The 18,581-nt window shown below is 65.2% G+C and carries 10 protein-coding genes and 1 pseudogene; 6 read left to right on the forward strand and 5 right to left on the reverse strand.

What is annotated here, in order from left to right; translation table 11 throughout:
* Positions 1–69: 69 nt before the first annotated feature.
* Complete coding sequence (locus tag BW11_RS04105; RefSeq protein ID WP_140444766.1) at positions 70–2,400, reverse strand: PASTA domain-containing protein; 2,331 nt, start codon at positions 2,398–2,400, stop codon at positions 70–72.
* 48 nt (positions 2,401–2,448) lie between these two features.
* Entirely contained in the window at positions 2,449–3,528 is a 1,080-nt protein-coding gene (locus BW11_RS04110) for a polyprenyl synthetase family protein (RefSeq protein WP_107043530.1), read from the reverse strand.
* 834 nt (positions 3,529–4,362) lie between these two features.
* Here BW11_RS04110 and BW11_RS04115 point away from each other — a divergent pair.
* The 5 genes and pseudogenes from BW11_RS04115 to BW11_RS04135 form a co-directional block, all read left to right on the forward strand.
* Positions 4,363–5,718, forward strand: a pseudogene (locus tag BW11_RS04115) (RNA polymerase sigma factor); the annotation flags it as partial.
* 74 nt (positions 5,719–5,792) lie between these two features.
* Positions 5,793–8,054: a type IIA DNA topoisomerase subunit B gene (locus BW11_RS04120; protein ID WP_140444768.1), complete on the forward strand. Its 2,262-nt coding sequence runs from the start codon at positions 5,793–5,795 to the stop codon at positions 8,052–8,054.
* Between the two features lie 146 nt (positions 8,055–8,200).
* On the forward strand, positions 8,201–9,172 hold the full coding sequence (locus BW11_RS04125; protein WP_140444843.1) for a ribokinase: 972 nt from the start codon (positions 8,201–8,203) through the stop codon (positions 9,170–9,172).
* A 120-nt stretch (positions 9,173–9,292) separates the two neighbouring features.
* Positions 9,293–10,477 carry a sugar MFS transporter gene (locus BW11_RS04130; RefSeq protein ID WP_140444769.1) on the forward strand — a complete coding sequence of 395 codons (1,185 nt, stop codon included), beginning with the start codon at positions 9,293–9,295 and terminating at the stop codon, positions 10,475–10,477.
* 66 nt (positions 10,478–10,543) lie between these two features.
* Positions 10,544–15,358, forward strand: a complete 4,815-nt coding sequence (locus BW11_RS04135) for a DEAD/DEAH box helicase (protein WP_140444770.1) — start codon at positions 10,544–10,546, stop codon at positions 15,356–15,358.
* Between the two features lie 32 nt (positions 15,359–15,390).
* Here the strand turns inward: BW11_RS04135 and BW11_RS04140 are convergent, their stop codons facing one another.
* Positions 15,391–16,176, reverse strand: coding sequence for a response regulator transcription factor (locus tag BW11_RS04140; RefSeq protein ID WP_140444771.1), 786 nt, complete (start codon positions 16,174–16,176; stop codon positions 15,391–15,393).
* Positions 16,177–16,362: 186 nt separating this feature from the next.
* On the opposite strand from BW11_RS04140, the gene BW11_RS11780 reads away from it, so the two are divergent.
* Positions 16,363–16,866, forward strand: a complete 504-nt coding sequence (locus BW11_RS11780) for a tetratricopeptide repeat protein (protein ID WP_258184535.1) — start codon at positions 16,363–16,365, stop codon at positions 16,864–16,866.
* Here the strand turns inward: BW11_RS11780 and BW11_RS04150 are convergent.
* Positions 16,853–17,050 (reverse strand): hypothetical protein, encoded by a 198-nt coding sequence (locus BW11_RS04150; RefSeq protein ID WP_043163861.1) that lies wholly within the window; start codon positions 17,048–17,050, stop codon positions 16,853–16,855. The genes BW11_RS11780 and BW11_RS04150 overlap by 14 nt on opposite strands.
* Positions 17,051–17,251: 201 nt before the next feature.
* On the reverse strand, positions 17,252–18,397 hold the full coding sequence (locus tag BW11_RS04155) for a 4-hydroxybutyrate dehydrogenase (RefSeq protein WP_140444772.1): 1,146 nt from the start codon (positions 18,395–18,397) through the stop codon (positions 17,252–17,254).
* Positions 18,398–18,581: the final 184 nt, after the last annotated feature.

An 18,581-nucleotide genomic window follows, 5' to 3' on the forward strand; every position in this document is an offset into this window, starting at 1 on the left:
AAAGGTCCGCCCTTCGTCATGTGTCATACGACTCACGATTCAGCTCGCACGCCGGGCTCGCACGCCGGCTCATACGACCGTAAGCGTGACGACCGTCTTCTTGCCGTTCGTATCGCGCACGCGGACCTGCTGACCCGGGTTCGGGTCCTGCAGACGCACCGTGTGCGTCAGATCGCCGAGCGGGGCGGTCTTCTGCACGTCCAATCCCAATGCCTGCAGCGTCTTGGCAGCATCGTCGTACGCCTGACCTCGCACGTCCGGTATCGTCACCATCTGCGGGCCCTTGGAGACGACCACGTCGACCGAATCGCCCCAATGCAGCTGCGTGCCCTTCGCCACGGATGCGGAGATGATCTTGCCGGCCTCCACGGTGTCGCTGTACTGTTCGGAGTAATTCGCCTTGAGCTTCAGATCGCCCAACGCCTGCGCAGCCTCGTCCTTGGAGCGGCCGACGATGTCGGGCATCTGCACCGGCATCGGGCCCTTCGACAAGGTCACCGTCACCTCGTCGTTGTGCTTGATCGTGGTTCCCGGATCGGGGGAGATGGACAGGGTCACGCCCTCGGGCAGCGTCTCCGAATAGGCGTCCTTCGACTCGTCATGCCTGACGTTCGTCAGTCCGGCGTTCTTCAACGCGTCCAACGGCGCCTTGCCGTTCGCCGAGTTCGGATCGAGGATGTCCGACGGGATCGTCGCCATCTTGACGCCCTTGGAGATCACCACGTCGAGCGTCTGCGTGTGGCGCTTGCTCACATGAGCATCCACCGTGGCGTCCGAACCGGCGAGTTTCGCGGAGATGATCGCCCCTTGGGCAACGGTGTCGCTGTAGTCCTCGGCGGTCGTATACGGGATCCCCGCCACCTTGAGCAGGCTTTCATAGGACTGCCATTTCGCGCCGGCGATCCTGCAGGCCTGACCCTCCGTGCAGCTCACATCGGCGGGCTTGGGCAGTGCCCAATAGCTTCCCGGGCCGAGGTAGTACCACCACGCTCCGGTTCCGCCGCCTGCGAGGGCGAGCACCAGCAGCACCGCGATGGTGATGAGGATCGCCTTCCTCGGTCCCTTGCGGCGCTTGTCCTGTTTGACGGGTGCCTCGGTGGAGGGGGTCGGGACTGCCGACTCGGATTCATCTCCCATGGCGGGCATCGTACGCGTGGCGCCGGTATCGGCCATCGGCGGCAGCATGCGCGTGGCGGCGGCCCCCATGGTCATGGTCGGCTGCGCGTTGTCCCCGTTGGCATCGGAGGCGTCGGAGGCGGCATCTGCGGGAACGGCAGGGCGCGGTGGCATGGGGGAGGAGATCGAGGTGTGCGGGGGGTTCGCGGTGGCGGGGGCCGGGGGTATCAGCGGCAGCCGATGCGAACGGAGCGTGCTGGCGTCGATGTCCGAACCAGTGGAATCCGTCATACCGGTGGCGTCTTCGGATGCGGCGGCGCCTTCGGCCACGCCGGTGCCGGTGTCCTCCATGCCGGCGAGCATCGGCCCCTCGGGGGCCGGGTGCACGTCGGCGGCCGCGGCCGCGGGCCGGCGATACGCCCAGGCGTCCGCCGACAGCGTGCCGCCGATCCGACGCAGCTCGTCGAGCGCCGCGGCAGCGTTCGACGGCCGCTCCTCGATCGAACGGGCCGTCAGGTGCGCGATGAAGCGGGCCACGGACGGGTCAATGCCCGGGCACGGCACGGACACCGACGGTACGTCCTCGTGGACGTGCTTGAAGACGAGGGTGACGGGATTGTCCGAGATGAACGGCACCTCGCCGGCGAGCATCTCCCATGCCATGATGCCCACCGCGTACAGATCGCCCTGCGGGGTGGCCTCGTTGCGTTCGATGGTCTCCGGCGGCAGATAGGCGGCCGTGCCGAGCAGCATGCCGGTGGAGGAGAGCGTTGCCTGGGACGTGGCCTTCGCCAGACCGAAATCGGTGATCTGCACGCGGCCGCGATCGTTGAGCATGATGTTCTCGGGCTTGATGTCGCGATGCACCACGTTCACGCGATGCGCGGAGGCGAGCCCGTCAAGCGTCTCGGCCACGATCCTGAGCGTCTCGCGTACGGTGAACGTGCCCTGCAGGTTCATCTCGTGCCTGAGGTTCACGCCATGCACGTACTCCATCACCAGATAGGCGAGGCCGTTGAACTCTCCCGTGTCGTACACCTGTACGATGTGCGGGTTCGCTATCTGCGCCGCCGAACGGGCCTCGCGCCTGAATCGTTCGATGAACTGGTCGCGGTGCGGTCCCTGCGCCAATTGCGTGTGCATGACCTTGATGGCCACCGTGCGGGCCAGACGCTCGTCGCGCGCCTCGTACACCGTGGCCATGCCGCCCTGCGCGATCCTGCGCACGATGCGGTAGCGTCCTTCGATCAACTGGCCTTCGGGCGCGTTTGCGGCTTCACTCATAGTGGTTATCGTAGATTCCTCGATGTGCTGGAAATGTCATGAACTACTTTACCGGCCGGCGACGTCCGGCACGAACATCGCGCACATGGCGGTCAGATCCGCCCTGCGATCCGCGTCCAGTCCGCTCGCGTCGATGGCATGGCTCGTCTGGTCCCACAACGCCGCGATGCGCGACTTCGAACGGTCGATGGCGCCTGTGGCGCCGAACAGCTCCATGGTTCTGCGCACGTCGTCCTGCGAGCGCGATTCCGCCTCGAACATCGAGATGAGCTCGGCGCGCCCGTCGGCGTCGGCCGCACCGATGGCGTCGGCCAGCAGCACCGTGCGCTTGCCCTCGCGGATGTCCCCGCCCACCGGCTTGCCGCTGGATCGGCTCGAACCGATGACGTCGATGAGATCATCCTCCAGCTGGAACGCCAATCCCAGAGGTCGTCCGATCGCCGTCGCCGTGCGCTCGGCGTGTTGCGGGTCGCATCCCGATGCGAGCATCGCCAGACGCAGAGGGGCGATCGTCGTATAGCTTGCCGTCTTCCATCGGAACACGCCCAGTGACGCCTCGACCAGCGCATCGGGATCGTCGAGCGGGGCCTGCTCGACCGCAAGATCAAGCACCTGCCCGATCTCCACCTCGCGCTGCATGGTGAGGAACGCGTCGACCAGCTTCGCGGAGTTCGGCAGACTGTGCGCCGCCTCATTGGCGATGGCCACGCATGCGGTGGCCAGCAGATCGCCGAGCATCAGTCCCAGACCGCGGCCGATGGCCCTGTCCCCGGTCCAATCCTCCAACGCCTTGTGCGCGCTGGGTCGACCGCGGCGAAGATCGGATTCGTCGATGATGTCGTCATGTACCAGCGCGGCCGTCTGGAACACCTCGATGGCGCACGCCATGTCCACCATCGCGTCACGGGTCCGTGGTTCGCCGCCGAACGCGTCGTACGCGGTCAGCGCCAGCAGCGCCCGCAGCCGCTTGCCGCCCTCGCTCGAGGACACGCCCTGGCGGACGACCTCATCCATCACCTTCCGGCATGCGTCGGGGATCTCCTCGCCGTCGGGAATTCCGGCCTGTCCCGCCACCAGGGCGGCGATACGGGGCTCGATCAGGGAACGGTCAACGTCGGTTCTGCACATGCCTCTAAGTTATCCACAATGCGCCATGATTACAAGAACCCGCTATTTCCAAGGTCTTACGCGGCCCCGTCCACAGGGGCGGGCGGTTATGGCGGTCGGGCGTCGAACCATTGATACTTGGGGGCGCGGCCGTCGCGGACATGTCGTCGGCCGCATCCGACAACACGATCATCAAGGAGGATGACACAATGACCAACAGACATGGGAAATGCTGCGACGGCTTCGGCTTCGATGACATCGATGCCGACGGCATCGAGCCGGTCGACGACGCCTTCATCGAGGACATGACGGAGCATCTGCGCAGCTCCCGGCGCGAGCAGGGGCCGGAGATGGCCAACCGGCAGTGGATGAACGGTCCTCTCGACTTCTGGCTCGACCATCTCGACGACCACCGTGTCGACCATGACGAGGACGTTCTGGCGGCGCTGGCGGTGGGTATGGATGAATCGCTCTCGATCCGCGATGCGCTGCTTTTGTCCCTGATGCTCAGGCGGGGGGAGTGCGACCGGGACGTGCTGATGGACGTCATCGCCCGCCCGAGCACCCCCGAGGTGGCGACCACCGTCCGTGACATGATGTTCGACCTGTTCGACGACGATCGCGGTCCGGACGTCGAACGCTGCAGGACGGGGATCGCGATGTTCTCCTCGATGGGACTGATGATGCCCAGGCGTCTGACCGTACAGCCGCTGGCCTCGATCGCCTACATCCTGTGGTGGCTCGGGGATCGCAGGGCGCCGCTCTATGCGCTCCGCAGTCTCGCTGTGGACGACTCCTGCTCGCTGGCGGTGCTGGTGCTGACCGCCGTGAGCAAGGGCGCACGTCCACGGGGATGCGCAACGCAAGACAGCCGCAAGGAAGTCCACCGCGAAGAAGGCTGCGACCGGCAAGACGGCGGCGAAGGGCACGGCCAAGCGCGCCGGCCGCAAGAAGACGGAGAAGGCGGAGGAGCCCGTCAAGCCCGTGGACGGCGAGGAGCCCGTCGATCAGCTGGAGGATGACGAGGACGACGATCTCGAGGTCGACGACATCGACGACATCGACGAGGTCGATGAAGAGGGCGTCGACGATCCGGACGTGGACGGGGATGACGAGGACTCCGACGACGAATCCGAGGATGACGAGGATGAGGACGACGACGAGGAGGACAAACCCGAAGTCGTCGAGGAGCCCAAGCAGAAGGGCGCCTTCGTCGTGCGTGATGACGACGATGACGATGAGCCCCGCCGCCGCGGCAAGGCGGGCAACCCGAAGCGTCGTGTGATCACCGCCGGTGCCACCGCGGATCCGGTCAAGGACTACCTCAAGCAGATCGGCCGTGTGAACCTGTTGAACGCCGAGCAGGAGGTCGACCTGTCCGAGCGCATCGAGGCCGGCCTGTACGCCCAGCATCTGCTGGACACCGAGGGCGACAAGATGGACTTCAAGCGCAAGCGCGAGCTCAAGTGGGCCGCGAACGACGGCAAGAAGGCCAAGGACCACCTGCTGGAGGCCAACCTGCGACTGGTCGTCTCGCTCGCCAAGCGCTACACCGGCCGCGGCATGCTCTTCCTCGACCTCATTCAGGAGGGCAACCTCGGTCTGATCCGCGCGGTCGAGAAGTTCGACTGGAAGAAGGGCTTCAAGTTCTCCACGTACGCCACGTGGTGGATCCGCCAGGCCATCACCCGAGCCATGGCCGATCAGGCGCGCACCATCCGCGTGCCCGTGCACATGGTCGAGGTCATCAACAAGCTCTCGCGCGTGCAGCGCCAGATGCTGCAGGATCTGGGACGCGAGCCCACGCCGGACGAGCTGGCCCGCGAGCTCGACATGCCCGTCGAGAAGGTGCAGGAGGTGCAGAAGTACGGTCGTGAGCCGATCTCGCTGCACACCCCGCTCGGCGAGGACGGCGACTCCGAGTTCGGCGACCTCATCGAGGACACCGACGCCATCGCCCCGTCCGACGCCGTCGCGTTCTCCCTGCTGCAGGAGCAGTTCAAGAGCGTGCTGGAGACGCTCTCTCCGCGCGAATCCGGCGTCATCAAGATGCGCTACGGACTGGAGGACGGCCAGCCCAAGACCCTCGACGACATCGGCCGCGTGTACGGCGTGACCCGCGAACGCATTCGCCAGATCGAATCGAAGACCATGTCGAAGCTGCGTCACCCGTCCCGCTCGCAGACCCTGCGCGACTTCCTCGACCAGTGAGTCGCCGGGCCAGACCTGTAAGCGCAGTCAACTGCGGCATGTGACGACCTACTCATCCAGCCAACGGAAGGATTATGGCGAAAGAAGAATACGGCGCGAAGGATCTTGCCGTCCTCGAAGGGCTTGACGCGGTGCGCAAGCGCCCCGGCATGTACATCGGCACCACCGACAGCCAGGGCCTCATGCACTGCCTGTGGGAGATCATCGACAATTCGGTCGACGAGGCGCTGGCGGGGTTCTGCGACGACATCGTCGTGACCCTGCACACCGACGGATCGATCGAGGTCGCCGACAACGGTCGAGGCATCCCCGTCGACAAGGAGCCGAAGACCGGTCTGTCGGGTGTTGAGGTCGTCATGACCAAGCTGCATGCCGGAGCGAAGTTCGGCAGCTCCTCCTACAACGCGGTCGGCGGTCTGCACGGCGTCGGCTCATCCGTCGTCAACGCGTTGAGCTCCCGTCTCGACGTGTACGTGGACCGTGAGGGACTGACGCATCACATGTCGTTCCATCAGGGACATCCCGGCGTCTACGCGGATGCCGACCCCGAGCATCCCTCGCCGGATTCGCCGTTCAAGCGCACGCGCAAGAACCGTCCCACCGAGCTGGAGATCACGGGCAAGGTGCCCGCCAAGCGCACCGGAACGCGCATCCGCTACTGGGCCGATCCCGAGATCTTCAACAGCACCGCCGAGTTCTCCTACGAGCGGCTCATCGATCGCGTGCGCCAGACCAGCTTCCTCGTGCCCGGACTCAAGATCACCGTCATCGACGAGAACGTGCCGGCCACCGGCGACGCATCCGTCGACGAGATGCTTGAAGTCGACGGGGATGAGGTTTCGGACGGCACCCCGATCGCGGACGAGCAGGCCGAGACATCGGAACCGGATAGGGCCGCCGTGCCGCAGGGTGTGGCCGTCGCCAAGGCCGACGCGGCGAACCGCACGCATGCACGCGTCGAGGAGTTCCGCCACACCGGCGGCGTGAAGGACTTCGTCGACTTCCTGTCTCACGGTGAACCCGTGAGCGACATCTGGCGCATCCAGGGTGAGGACACCTACGAGGAGGAGACGCAGAGCGTCGGCGAGAACGGCGAGCTGCACGCGCAGAAGGTCACCCGCACCTGCGGCGTCGACATCGCACTGCGCTGGGTCAACGGATACGACACCACCATCCGCAGCTTCGTGAACATCATCGAGACCCCGGGCGGCGGCATGCACGTCGACGGCCTCATGAACTCGGTCACCAGACAGGTGCGCAAGGCCGTTGAGGCGAACGCCCGCAGGCTCAAGGTGAACCTTAGGGATTCCAACATGCGCGTCGAACGCGACGACATCATGGCGGGTCTCGTCGCCGTCGTCACGGTGCGCATCGCCGAACCGCAGTTCCAGGGGCAGACCAAGGACGTGCTCGGCACCGCTCAGGTCAAGCCGATCGTCACGCGCATGGCCGACAGCCAGTTCGGCGAGATGATCTCCGGATCCAAGCGCGGCTACAAGGAGCAGTCCGGCCGCGTGCTCGAGAAGATCGTCGGGGAGATGCACGCCCGCGTCCAGTCGCGCAAGGCCAAGGAGGTCACGCGTCGCAAGAACGCGCTCGAATCCGCATCCATGCCATCCAAGCTGTCCGACTGCCAGCCGGGCAATGATGATGTGGCCGAACTGTTCATCGTCGAGGGTGATTCCGCACTCGGCACCGCCAAGGCCGCCCGCAACTCGGGCTTCCAGGCGCTACTGCCGATCCGAGGCAAGATCCTCAACGTGCAGAAGGCGTCGATCACGCAGATGCTGTCGAACAAGGAGTGCGCGGCCATCATCCAGGTGGTGGGTGCGGGCAGCGGACAGAGCTTCGACATCGAACAGTCCCGCTACCACAAGGTCATCATGATGACCGATGCCGATGTGGATGGCGCGCATATCCGCATTCTGCTGCTCACCCTCTTCTACCGCTATATGCGCCCGCTCATCGAGCACGGATACGTGTACGCGGCCGTGCCGCCGCTCCACCGCATCGCGCTGGCCGGCTCGCACAAGGGCGAGTACATCTACACGTACTCCGACGACGAGCTCGAGGGCAAGCTCGCCGATCTGGACAGCAGACGCATCTCCTACAACCCCGACATCCAGCGCTACAAGGGTCTGGGCGAGATGGACGCCGATCAGTTGGCGGACACCACGATGGACCCGCGCACGCGCATGCTGCGCCGCATCCGCATGGAGGACGCCGCGCAGGCCGCCGAGATCTTCGACCTGCTCATGGGTGACGATGTGCCGCCGCGCAAGGCGTTCATCGTCGAGAACGCCGACGACTTCGATCGCTCCAAGATCGACACCTGATCGATTCCCGATCGATTCCCCCGATCGCCCTGCCGGAGGGCGATCGGGGTTCGTCCGCCCTCGCGGAGAGGACTATGCTGTAGCACGTGAACATCGTGATGAACAATACGGCAGCGTCCGCCGCGAAGGGTGTTGAACGACCGCAGATGCCGCAGACCATCCGTGAACGGCTGCTCGCCCTTGGAGGCGGCGAACCCGTCGCCGTGGTCGGGTCGATGAACGCGGACTACACGGTCGCCACACGGCGTCTGCCTCAGCCCGGCGAGACGGTCGCGGGAGGCGTCCTCAAGATCCTGCCCGGCGGCAAGGGCGCGAATCAGGCGGCCAGTGCGGCGCGTCTGGGGGCGAACGTGCGCATGTACGGCGCGGTCGGCGATGATTCGAATGCCGAATTCCTGCTCAGCAGGCTCGATGACGCCGGTGTGGACACCTCCGAGATCCTGCACGCCGAAGGGGCGAGCGGCACCACGGTCATCACCGTGGACGCCGAAGGCGAGAACACCATCGTCTATTCGGCGGGTGCGAACGGCAAGGTCAGCGCCGGATACGTGCAGGCGCACGGCGACGGTCTGGCCGAGGCACGCGTGCTCGGTCTGTGTCTCGAAAGCCCGCTGACCACCGTGATCGCCGCCGCAAGGATGGCTCACGACAGCGGAGTGACCGTCCTGCTCAACGAATCCCCGTTCCTCCCCGAACTGCCGCACGAGCTCGTCGAAGCCACCGACATCCTGCTCGTCAACGAACACGAGGCGGCGCTGCTGCTCGAGCTCGATCCTCCCGCCGACGGCGACTGGGGAGAGCTGGACTGGTCCGACGTGGTCGAGCGCTTCTCCGACTACGGGTTCGATCAGGCGATCGTCACGCTCGGTGCGGAGGGTTCCATCGTCATCGACGACGGACACTGGCATCGCGTGTCCGCCGCAAGGATCGACGCGGTGGACACCACCGGCTGCGGCGACTCGTTCATGGGCACGATCCTCGCCGGACTCGCAGCCGGATACACGCTGCTGCAGTGCGCGCAGATCGCCTCGTACGTGGCCGCATTCGCCGCCACCAAGCTCGGCGCGCAATCCTCCTACGGCACGGCCGTCGAGATCGCCGACTACTTCGCAGCCTGAATCCAGCGCGATTCGTCGGGCGTCGGCATCGCCCGGCGTGTTATCCCCGGCCCTCCGTAGTATGTACGACCGTACGCATCGTGTTGTGCATATCACATTCTCAACCTTGAAGGAGGGCCGATGGCAAGCCTGCTGCTCGCCGTGATCTATCTGTCGTTCATCAGCCTCGGGCTGCCCGATGCGTTGCTCGGCGCCGCATGGCCGACCATGAGCCAGGATCTCGGGGCGCCCGTCTCATGGGCCGGCGGCATCTCCATGACGATCTCCGCGGCGACCATCTGCTCGGCGCTGATGAGCGACCGCGTGACCCTGCGCTTCGGGGCGGGCCGCGTCACCGCCGTGTCGGTCGGTCTCACCGCCGCTGCGCTGATGGGATTCTCGATCGCGCCGAACTACTGGACGCTCATCGCGCTCGCCATCCCGTACGGACTCGGTGCGGGCGGCGTGGACGCGGCGCTCAACAACTACGTCGCCATCCACTACGAAAGCCGACACATGAGCTGGCTGCACTGCATGTGGGGCGTGGGCGCGCTCACCGGCCCGTACGTGATGGGCTACGCATTGTCCCACGGACAGGGATGGCCGTGGGGCTACCGGTACATTGGATTCATCCAGATCGCACTGACCGCCATCGTCATCATCAGCCTGCCCCTGTGGAAGGCGCGCAGAAGGCCGCAGACGACCGTTTCGACCGCCGCATCGGATACGAACGATGAACCCCGCAAGCCGCTCGGCGTCAGGGGAGTGGTCGCCATCAAGGGCGCGAGCGAGATCCTGCTCATGTTCCTGTGCTACTGCGCCATCGAATCCACCTGCATGCTCTGGGGATCGACCTACATGGTCATGGGGCACGGCATCGGCAAGGCCGAAGCGGCCAGCTGGATCAGCCTGTTCTTCATCGGCATCACCGTCGGCCGAGCCTTAAGCGGATTCCTCACCATGCGCCTCGCCGACCATCAGATGATCCGCCTCGGACAGGCGCTCATCCTCGCCGGAATCGTCATCATGCTCCTGCCGTTGCCGCACCACATCGGCGTATTCGCGGGACTGACGATCATCGGACTCGGCTGCGCCCCCGTCTACCCCTGCATCATCCACTCCACGCCCGTCTACTTCGGCGAGGAGAACTCGCAGGCCATCGTCGGCGTGCAGATGGCATGCGCCTACGTCGGCACGATGCTCATGCCGCCGCTGTTCGGACTCATCGCCCAATACGTGACGGTCGACCTGTTCCCGTGCTTCCTGCTCGTCTTCCTCGCGCTGATGGTCGCCATGCACGAATCCCTGCGCCGCAAACGAGGCTGATCCGAGGGTGCGGATCCCGCGAGGGGGAGTGTCGGCACGTCGCGGCCGCGAGCCATAATCGAACATATGTGCGAATGTTTGGCGTCGTTCTCGAAACCCACACGGGAGTGGTTCCGACATGCCTTCGATGCGCCCACCGAGGCGCAACGCGAGGCATGGCCCGCCATCCGGTCCGGCGCCAACACGCTCGTCATCGCGCCCACCGGATCCGGCAAGACCCTGTGCGCGTTCCTCTCCGCCATAGACCGCCTCATGACAGATCGGGACGACATCTGCGCGGGCGCCTCCGGCAGGCGCCCACGCGGCGTCAGAATCCTCTACATATCCCCGCTCAAGGCGCTCGCCGTCGACGTCGCGAAGAACCTCGAAGCGCCTCTCGACGGCATCGCACGCCAATGCGAGGCGATGGGACTGGCCGCGCCATCCATCCGCGTGGCCACCCGCAGCGGGGATACCACGCCCAAGGAACGCCGCGCCATCGCCACGCATCCGCCGGACATCCTTGTCACCACACCGGAGTCGCTGTACCTCATCCTCACCTCGAAGGCGCGGCGCATCCTCAGGACCGTCGACACCGTCATCGTCGACGAGGTCCATGCGCTCGCCGGGACCAAGCGCGGCGCGCATCTCGCCCTGAGCCTCGAACGTCTCGACGACCTCATCGCCGGAACGGAACAGGACCCGCGCGCGTCCGACCGCGTGGCCGCCGTACGGCCCGTGCAGCGCATCGGCCTGTCCGCCACGGTGAATCCTCCCGCCGAGGCCGCACGGTTCCTCGGCGGATCGCGTCCGGTCACCATCATTAACCCGGGCTCGCGGCCGCAGATGGACCTGAAGGTCGTCGAACCTCTGGCGGACATGCGTGATCTGCAATCCGCGAACGTCCCGCACCGTGCCGGAGGCGTTGATCACGAATCCTCCACTGTCGGATATATCTCCGGCGTCACGCCGTCCATGCGGCGTCTTGCCGAACGCAAGGGACTCGTCGGCGATTCGTCTGCGATCATCGGCGCCTCCTCGGACCGCACATCCGGTTCGATCTGGCCGGTGGTCGAGGCAAGCGTTCTCGACGAGATCCTCGCACACTCGACCACGCTCGTGTTCGTCAACTCCCGTGGCCTTGCCGAAAAGCTCACCGCCCGTCTCAACGATCTGTACGCCGAACGTAGGGGAGACGGGGGAGGCGGAAAGTCCGGAAGCGGGGACAAGGCGTCGCCGGAGGGACGGGAGGGATTCGCGCCCCATTACGACGCCGTGGTCGGTTCGACCACGATGCTCGTCGGATCGCATGGGCCGGATGACGTGATCGCGATGGCGCATCACGGATCCGTGTCGAAGGACCGGCGCAAGCAGATCGAGGAGCGTCTCAAACGCGGCGAGCTGCGCTGCGTGGTCGCGACCAGCAGCCTCGAGCTCGGCATCGACATGGGGTCCGTGGATCTGGTCATCCAGATCTCGCCCCCGTTGTCCGTCGCATCCGGGCTGCAGCGCGTTGGCCGCGCCGACCATCGCGTGGGCGGCGTCTCGCATGCCCTGTTCTACCCGTTGACGCGTGAGCAGATCGTCGGTGTGGCGGCCAGCATCGAAAGCATGCGCGCAGGGGATATCGAACCTCTGTCCGTGCCACGCAATCCGCTCGACATCCTCGCCCAGCAGACCGTGGCCGCTGCGTCGATGGACGATCTCAATCCGGACGCATGGTATGCGACGGTACGCCGTGCCGCACCGTTCGTCTCCCTCGAACGGGACATGTTCGACGCGGTCATGGGCATGATGACCGGCGCATACGACACCGAGGAGTTCTCGGCGTTCCGGCCTCCGCTCATGTGGAACCACGAGGCCGACCTCATCTCCGCCCGACCCGGAGCCCAACGCCTTGCCGTCACCTCCGGCGGCACCATACCCGACCGTGGCCTGTACACGGTGGTCCTGCCCGAGGCCGACGCCGGCAGGGGGCAGCGCCGGGTCGGCGAACTCGACGAGGAGATGGTCTACGAGTCACGCGTCGGCGACATCATCACCCTCGGCACCTCCACATGGCAGATCCAGGAGATCACCCGGGATCGCGTCATCGTCACGCCGGCACCGGGCCGCACCGCACGCCTGCCGTTCTGGCACGGCGAGGAATCCGGACGCGACGCCGGATTCGGCCGTGCCAAAGGCCGGTTCCTACGCGAGACCGCATCCGGGCTTCGCTCCGCCGCCGCGGACGATGGATCGCCCACGTTCGACCGGCATACCCTGAACCGGCTGCACGCCGATGGCCTTGACGACAACGCCGTATCCAACCTCGCCCGGCTGCTCGCCGAGCAGCGGACCGCCACCGGAGTCGTGCCGAACGATGCGGCCATCGTCGTCGAACGCTGCCCCGACGAGGAGGGCGACTGGCGCGTCATCATCCACTCGCCATACGGCCGACGTGTCCACGAACCCTGGTCGATGGCCGTCACCGCACGTCTCAAGGCACGATACGGCTTCGACGGGCAGGCATACGCGGCGGACGACGGCATCGTCATCCGCCTGCCCGACGGCGTAGGCGAGATACCCCTTCGCGAACTGCTGCTGTTCGATCCGGACGAACTGCAGCGACTCGTCGAAACGGGAGTGGGGGAGAGCGTACTGTACGCGGCCCGGTTCCGCGAATGCGCCGCCCGATCCCTGTTCCTGCCGCGCACCGAACCCGGACGACGCGTGCCGTTATGGCAGCAGCGGCTACGCGCCGCCCAACTGCTCAACGTCGCACGCGTCAGACGCAACTTCCCGCTGCTGCTGGAAACCGCCCGCGAATGCCTGCAGGATGTCTACGACCTGCCCGCACTGCGCGAGCTCATGACCGCGCTCGCCTCCGATCGCATCGGACTGCGGATCGTGACGACGGATGCCCCATCGCCGTTCGCCGAGAACCTGCTGTTCGGCTTCGTCGGATCGGTCATGTACCAGTACGACGTGCCGCAGGCGGAACGCGGCGTGCGACTGCTGTCCATGGACCCCGAAGTGCTGGAACGTCTGCTCGGTGTCACCGATATGGCCACCGTGCTCGACCCGGATGCCATCGCCGAAGTGGAGGATCAGCTCGCGGGACGCACCTTCTGGAACGATCTCGCGGCCGACGATGTGCGCGGTCGCGTGACGCGCTACGCGAAGACGCACGGCCCGTTCACCGTACAACGGCTGATCGCCGATCTTGGCCTCGACGCCGCCGAAGCCGTACATGCGCTCGACGAGCTCGCGGGGCGCGGCGAGATCCTGTCCGGACATTTCCTCGACAGTCTGTCGAACGATGCATCGCAATGGCTGCACAGGGATGTGTTCCGCCGCATCCGCGCTCGCTCGCTGGCTAGGGCGCGTGCGGCCGTCGAACCCGTAGAACCGGCCGTATACCAGTCGTTCCTGCTGGAGCGTCAGGGTGTGGGGCCGGTCGGTGGCGAACAATACGAGGGCATCGACGGCCTGATGCGCGTCATCGAACAGCTCGAGGGAGTGGCGTTGCCCGCATCCGTGTGGGAGTCGAACGTGTTTCCCGCGCGTGTCGGCGGATACTCGCCCGCGATGCTCGACGAACTGCTCGCCGGCGGGGAGATCGTCTGGATCGGTTCCAAGACCGGCGGCACCAAGGCGTCGGAGCCCGGGCTCATCGCCTTCCACCCCGCGGATTCACCGCTCCTGACCGAAGCACTCAGCGAAGATGAAGGCGATGATGCAAAGGATCGCGCCGAGATGACGCTTCCTGAAGCGGTCCTCGACGTCCTCGCATCCGGCGGCGCCTACCACGCCTCTCAGCTCGCGACGATGGTACGGGAACGATGGCAGTCCGCCGATTCGCGACTCGTCGAAGTCGTGGACCCCGAAACCGGTGAGATTCGTGACGTACCCTCGTCGGATGCCTCGTCACGGCCATGGTCCGACACCCAGTTCGAGGAGGCCCTGTGGTCACTGGTCTGGCAGGGCAAGGTCACGAATAGTTCGCTCGTGCCCGTGCGTGCATTGGCGGCGGGCGGGCGCAAGGTCCGCACGCCTGCCCGCGCGTCACGCCGCCGCATCCGCGTGCAGCCCCACATACCGATGACCATGAGCGGACTGTGGTCACAGGTCGGTGCCGCCGGCGCGATAGGGGACGACGGGACGAACGGCGACGATTCGACCATCGCTCCGGAGCGTCGCATGCTGGAACGGGTCGAGATCCTTCTCGACAGATACGGCGTCATCTGCCAGCCTGTGCTTGACAGGGAGGATATCCCCGGAGGATTCTCCGGACTGTACCCGGTGCTCAAGCGCATGGAGGAGCACGGGCGTCTCGCGCGAGGCATGTTCGTCAGGGGATTCGGCGCGGCCCAGTTCGCCGAACGGGACACCGTTGATGCGCTGCGGCGCATGGGAAAAACGGGGCAGACGGAAACCTCCTTGACCGCTTCGGATGACGGCCACGACGGACACATGCGTTCGGCCGTCGCGGTCAGCGTACTGGATCCGGCGAACCTGTACGGTTCCGCGATCGCATGGCCACCCGCGCCGAACGGCACCGGCAAGCCGACCAGACGCGAGGGTGGCATCGTGGTACTTGCAGGCGGCGCACTCATCGCCTACGCCACACCCAGATCCAAGCACCTGACCGTGTTCGCCGACGCATCGGAGCACGACGACTCCGTTGCCGCCGAAACCTCCACCGAGAGGACCGACGATCAAGGCGGGCAGACCCCCGGGCAGAGCCCGACGTTGCGCACGTCCCTTGCGGAACTGGCATACGCTCTGCGCCGCAACGGCCCCGGAACGGTCACCTTCGCCGATGTGAACGGCGAGCCGCTGAACGCTCACAACCCCTATACGCGGGTCCTGCATCAGGCCGGCTTCACACCGGTTCCTCAGGGGATGCGCCTGTACTGACATGAGGTCGTGCAGGGTCTGCGGCACAGCGCCTACAGCACGCGATACCAGTCGTCGCGCTTGGTCAGGGCAAGACCGGCGTTGCGCAGCTTGCGATCCAGTGATTCGACGCCTCGGCGGACCAGCCCCTCCTGCGTGAAGTACGATCCGCCCGCGGAATGCTGCAATTCGTCGAGACCGACGAACCGTCCTCGCGCCCTCACCAGCGTCTCGAGGATGTCGAATTCCAAACGGGACAACGGCATCGCCTTGTGCGTACTGGCGAAATACGCCTTTCGACTCGTCAGATCCAACGTCAGATCGCCGCGGATCATCATCGTCTCCGGGCCGGCTCCTGCGGAATCACGCGCAAGCAGCTCCACATAGGAGAGCAGCTCCGTATCGGAGAACGGCAGGCGCAGCGTGGCATCCGGCCTCGCCAAATCAATGGGCCGAGAGGCCGGCCGATCGGACGGTTCGACGTCTTCTCCCTTGCCGGCAGCTCCGGGAGCCGCATTGACACGTATGGAAGCCGCGCGTGCGGCATCGGCTGCGGTGCCACGCAGGGTGGTGGTGGCGAGCAGCAGGGTTCTGATCGACGGCTGGGCCGATTTTGCGGCCGCCACCAGATCCGGCGAACCGAAAATCGCGATGTCGAACGGGCCCTCATCCGGGTCCGCGGCATGCTCGCGAAGCACCGAGACGACCGTTTCGGACGCCGAAGCGGGGGAGACCAGACTTTTCGGATCGATCGCCGTCACCGTATACCGGGCATTGCTGAGCGTCCCCTGAATCGCATGGGACAACGCCGTATTGCCTACCGCCACCAGAAGTCTCATGATTCGCCTCCTGCCGACCAGTGTAGTAGCCGTGATGTCGTCGCGGGGTCATAATCCCGTCTCTTCGGTCTCTCGCCATCGGCAGAGGACCATCAGCTGCGTATTGACTGCTTCAAGGCCGCCGAAATCCTGTACCGGCATGCGGCGGGCCGTGGTAACCCGATCGGCTGGCTCTGCCTTGGCTATGTGTACGCCTATGACCGGTGCGAGGGGGAGTACTATCGCTCGTATTTCGATACCTTCGGCGAAGTGCCGCCCAAGCCGGATACGGATGTATTGGCGTATGAGTGCTTCCGTCACGCAGCCGAAGCCGGTATCGCCGAAGGTTGCTACAAACTCGGTGACATGCTTTCCGAAGGCAAGGGATGCGAGATCGACTACGCCAAGGCTCTTGACATGTTCCTGAGAGCGTACCGATACGGTCGTGATGGTACGCCGCGCATCTGGGGGAGCGTAGCGCTACGTCTTGCACGGGCGTACGCAAACGCACGCGGATGTATGTTGGACTATGAGCAGGCGCTCCACTGGTATTCGATTGCGCGCACCGGTCTGGAACTGGAAGTGCGCGATGGTGGCTCAGTATACGACGCGAGGCTGTGGGAGGCCGAGGCCGGTGTCATGGACATGCGCCAGGCTCTTCGGTTGACAGGACGGTCGACGCAGGGAACGAAACGAGTCACCGGAAGCTGATGCCTCCCTTGTGCCCGGTGGCCTTGAACGGCATGGCGCGTCGGCTGTTCCGGGCGAAGACCTTGGTATTGGCGGCGGATCCGGTGCTTTCAAGCCGTTTCGGTTTCGGCCACCTGTGTTCGTCATTCGGATATTCGTCATTCGGATACGAGGTGTCAGTTTTCTCTGTTTTCGTGGGTTTCATGGGGTTTAGTGTAGTGTCGTTTCACGGCTTTTGTCGTTAAGGGTGGCCGTTTGGCCACTGATGACATGTTGGACGAATGGGCGGATGACGCCGAAGCCGGCGACTTCGGAGGTACTCCGGGGCCTGTGTGCTCAGGGCCGGTCGCTCCTGTTGCTTAGGCGGACGCGGTTTCTCGTACGTTTTCCTTCGTATCGATCCGGTTCAGTACAGCTCCTCGAAGATCTTGCGCACACGGGCTGCATCGAGCGGCACGTAGTTGTTGCGCATGAGACGCCCCTGCGTGGTCATCACCCGTTCGGTGAACTCCGGCAGGTCCTCGCGGGTCACGCCGTACTCGTGCAGCGCCTTCTTCGGCAGCAGCTGGTTGATGAGTTTCTCCAACTCGTCGTACACGTCGGCCACGTTGCAGCCAAGCAGTCCGGCGAGCACGCCATTGAGCTTCGCGATCTCCCCGTCCGGCTTGATCTCCATGTAGTTGCGCAGCACGCCGGTGAACATCGCATAGTTCGATTCGCCATGCGGCACATGGTACTTACCTCCCAGCTGGTAGCTCAATGCATGCACGGCCGCGCAGCCGCCGGTGTCGAAGCTGATGCCCGCGTAGTCGGAGGCGATGAGAAAGTCGTTCATCAGCTCGTTGCGCTTCACACGCCGGGCCTGCGCATCGCCGTCTGGACCGCCGGCGGCGACGATCGCCTGATAGCCGCTTACGATCATGCGCATCGCCTCATAGCCGAACAGACGCGTGTACGGTGTCGCGTTCGGCGACAGCGTGGATTCGACGGAATGCACGAGCGCGTCCAGTGAGCTCGTCATGAACACGTGGTCAGGCAGGCCGTACAGCAGCTCCGGGATGAGCACCGCATGGTCGGCGAACATCTGCGCGCTGGCGATGCCCGCCTTGCAGCCGAGACGCGTGCGATTGATGGCCGCGATCTCGGTCACCTCGCTGCCCGTACCGCAGGTGGTGGGCACGAGCACGAGCCCGACGGTGCGCGTGAAGTCGGGCAGATGGTCGATGACCTCGTCGATCGACGCGCCACCGGCCACGGCCACGATCTTCGACATGTCCATCACCGCGCCGCCGCCGATCGCGACGATGCGGTCGTAGTCGAACGTCTTCGCATCGGTGATGATCGCATCGATCATCACATCGGTCGGCTCCTGATTGCCGTACTTGTCGACGAGCAGCACGTTCGCGCCATTCAGATACGGTTTCACGAACGCGTCATGGATCATGCCGATGGTGACGACCAGATCACGCGGTCCGAGTTCGAACTCCTCGGCGAACTCCTTGACCGTGGCGAACTGGTAGATGTCCTTCGGTCCTACGGTGAGCATCTTCATGGCTGAACCCGCCTTTCGCATATTTCGCGTATGTGTCATGCCCGCGGTGTACGCGTCGAATGCGTACGCCGTTGCGTATGATGCTAGACCCGTTCGGTAACCGTTAGTCGCATGCGAGACATGCGGCTTCAGACATGCGGTTCCACCTATCCGTCAGCTCTGCCCATGCTCGCTGTCGCAGAAC

The organism is Bifidobacterium sp. UTCIF-38, from assembly GCF_006454495.1.
GTDB classification, from domain to species: domain Bacteria; phylum Actinomycetota; class Actinomycetes; order Actinomycetales; family Bifidobacteriaceae; genus Bifidobacterium; species Bifidobacterium callitrichos.

What these genes read in the sequence shown, in the direction of transcription:
- BW11_RS04135 (WP_140444770.1), top strand. Translation starts at nt 10,544, where the DNA reads ATGTGCGAATGTTTGGCGTCGTTCTCGAAACCCACACGGGAGTGGTTC.
- BW11_RS04155 (WP_140444772.1), bottom strand. Translation starts at nt 18,397, where the DNA reads ATGAAGATGCTCACCGTAGGACCGAAGGACATCTACCAGTTCGCCACG.
- BW11_RS04125 (WP_140444843.1), top strand. Translation starts at nt 8,201, where the DNA reads ATGCCGCAGACCATCCGTGAACGGCTGCTCGCCCTTGGAGGCGGCGAA.
- BW11_RS04105 (WP_140444766.1), bottom strand. Translation starts at nt 2,400, where the DNA reads ATGAGTGAAGCCGCAAACGCGCCCGAAGGCCAGTTGATCGAAGGACGC.
- BW11_RS04120 (WP_140444768.1), top strand. Translation starts at nt 5,793, where the DNA reads ATGGCGAAAGAAGAATACGGCGCGAAGGATCTTGCCGTCCTCGAAGGG.
- BW11_RS04110 (WP_107043530.1), bottom strand. Translation starts at nt 3,528, where the DNA reads ATGTGCAGAACCGACGTTGACCGTTCCCTGATCGAGCCCCGTATCGCC.
- BW11_RS04150 (WP_043163861.1), bottom strand. Translation starts at nt 17,050, where the DNA reads ATGAAACCCACGAAAACAGAGAAAACTGACACCTCGTATCCGAATGAC.
- BW11_RS04140 (WP_140444771.1), bottom strand. Translation starts at nt 16,176, where the DNA reads ATGAGACTTCTGGTGGCGGTAGGCAATACGGCGTTGTCCCATGCGATT.
- BW11_RS04130 (WP_140444769.1), top strand. Translation starts at nt 9,293, where the DNA reads ATGGCAAGCCTGCTGCTCGCCGTGATCTATCTGTCGTTCATCAGCCTC.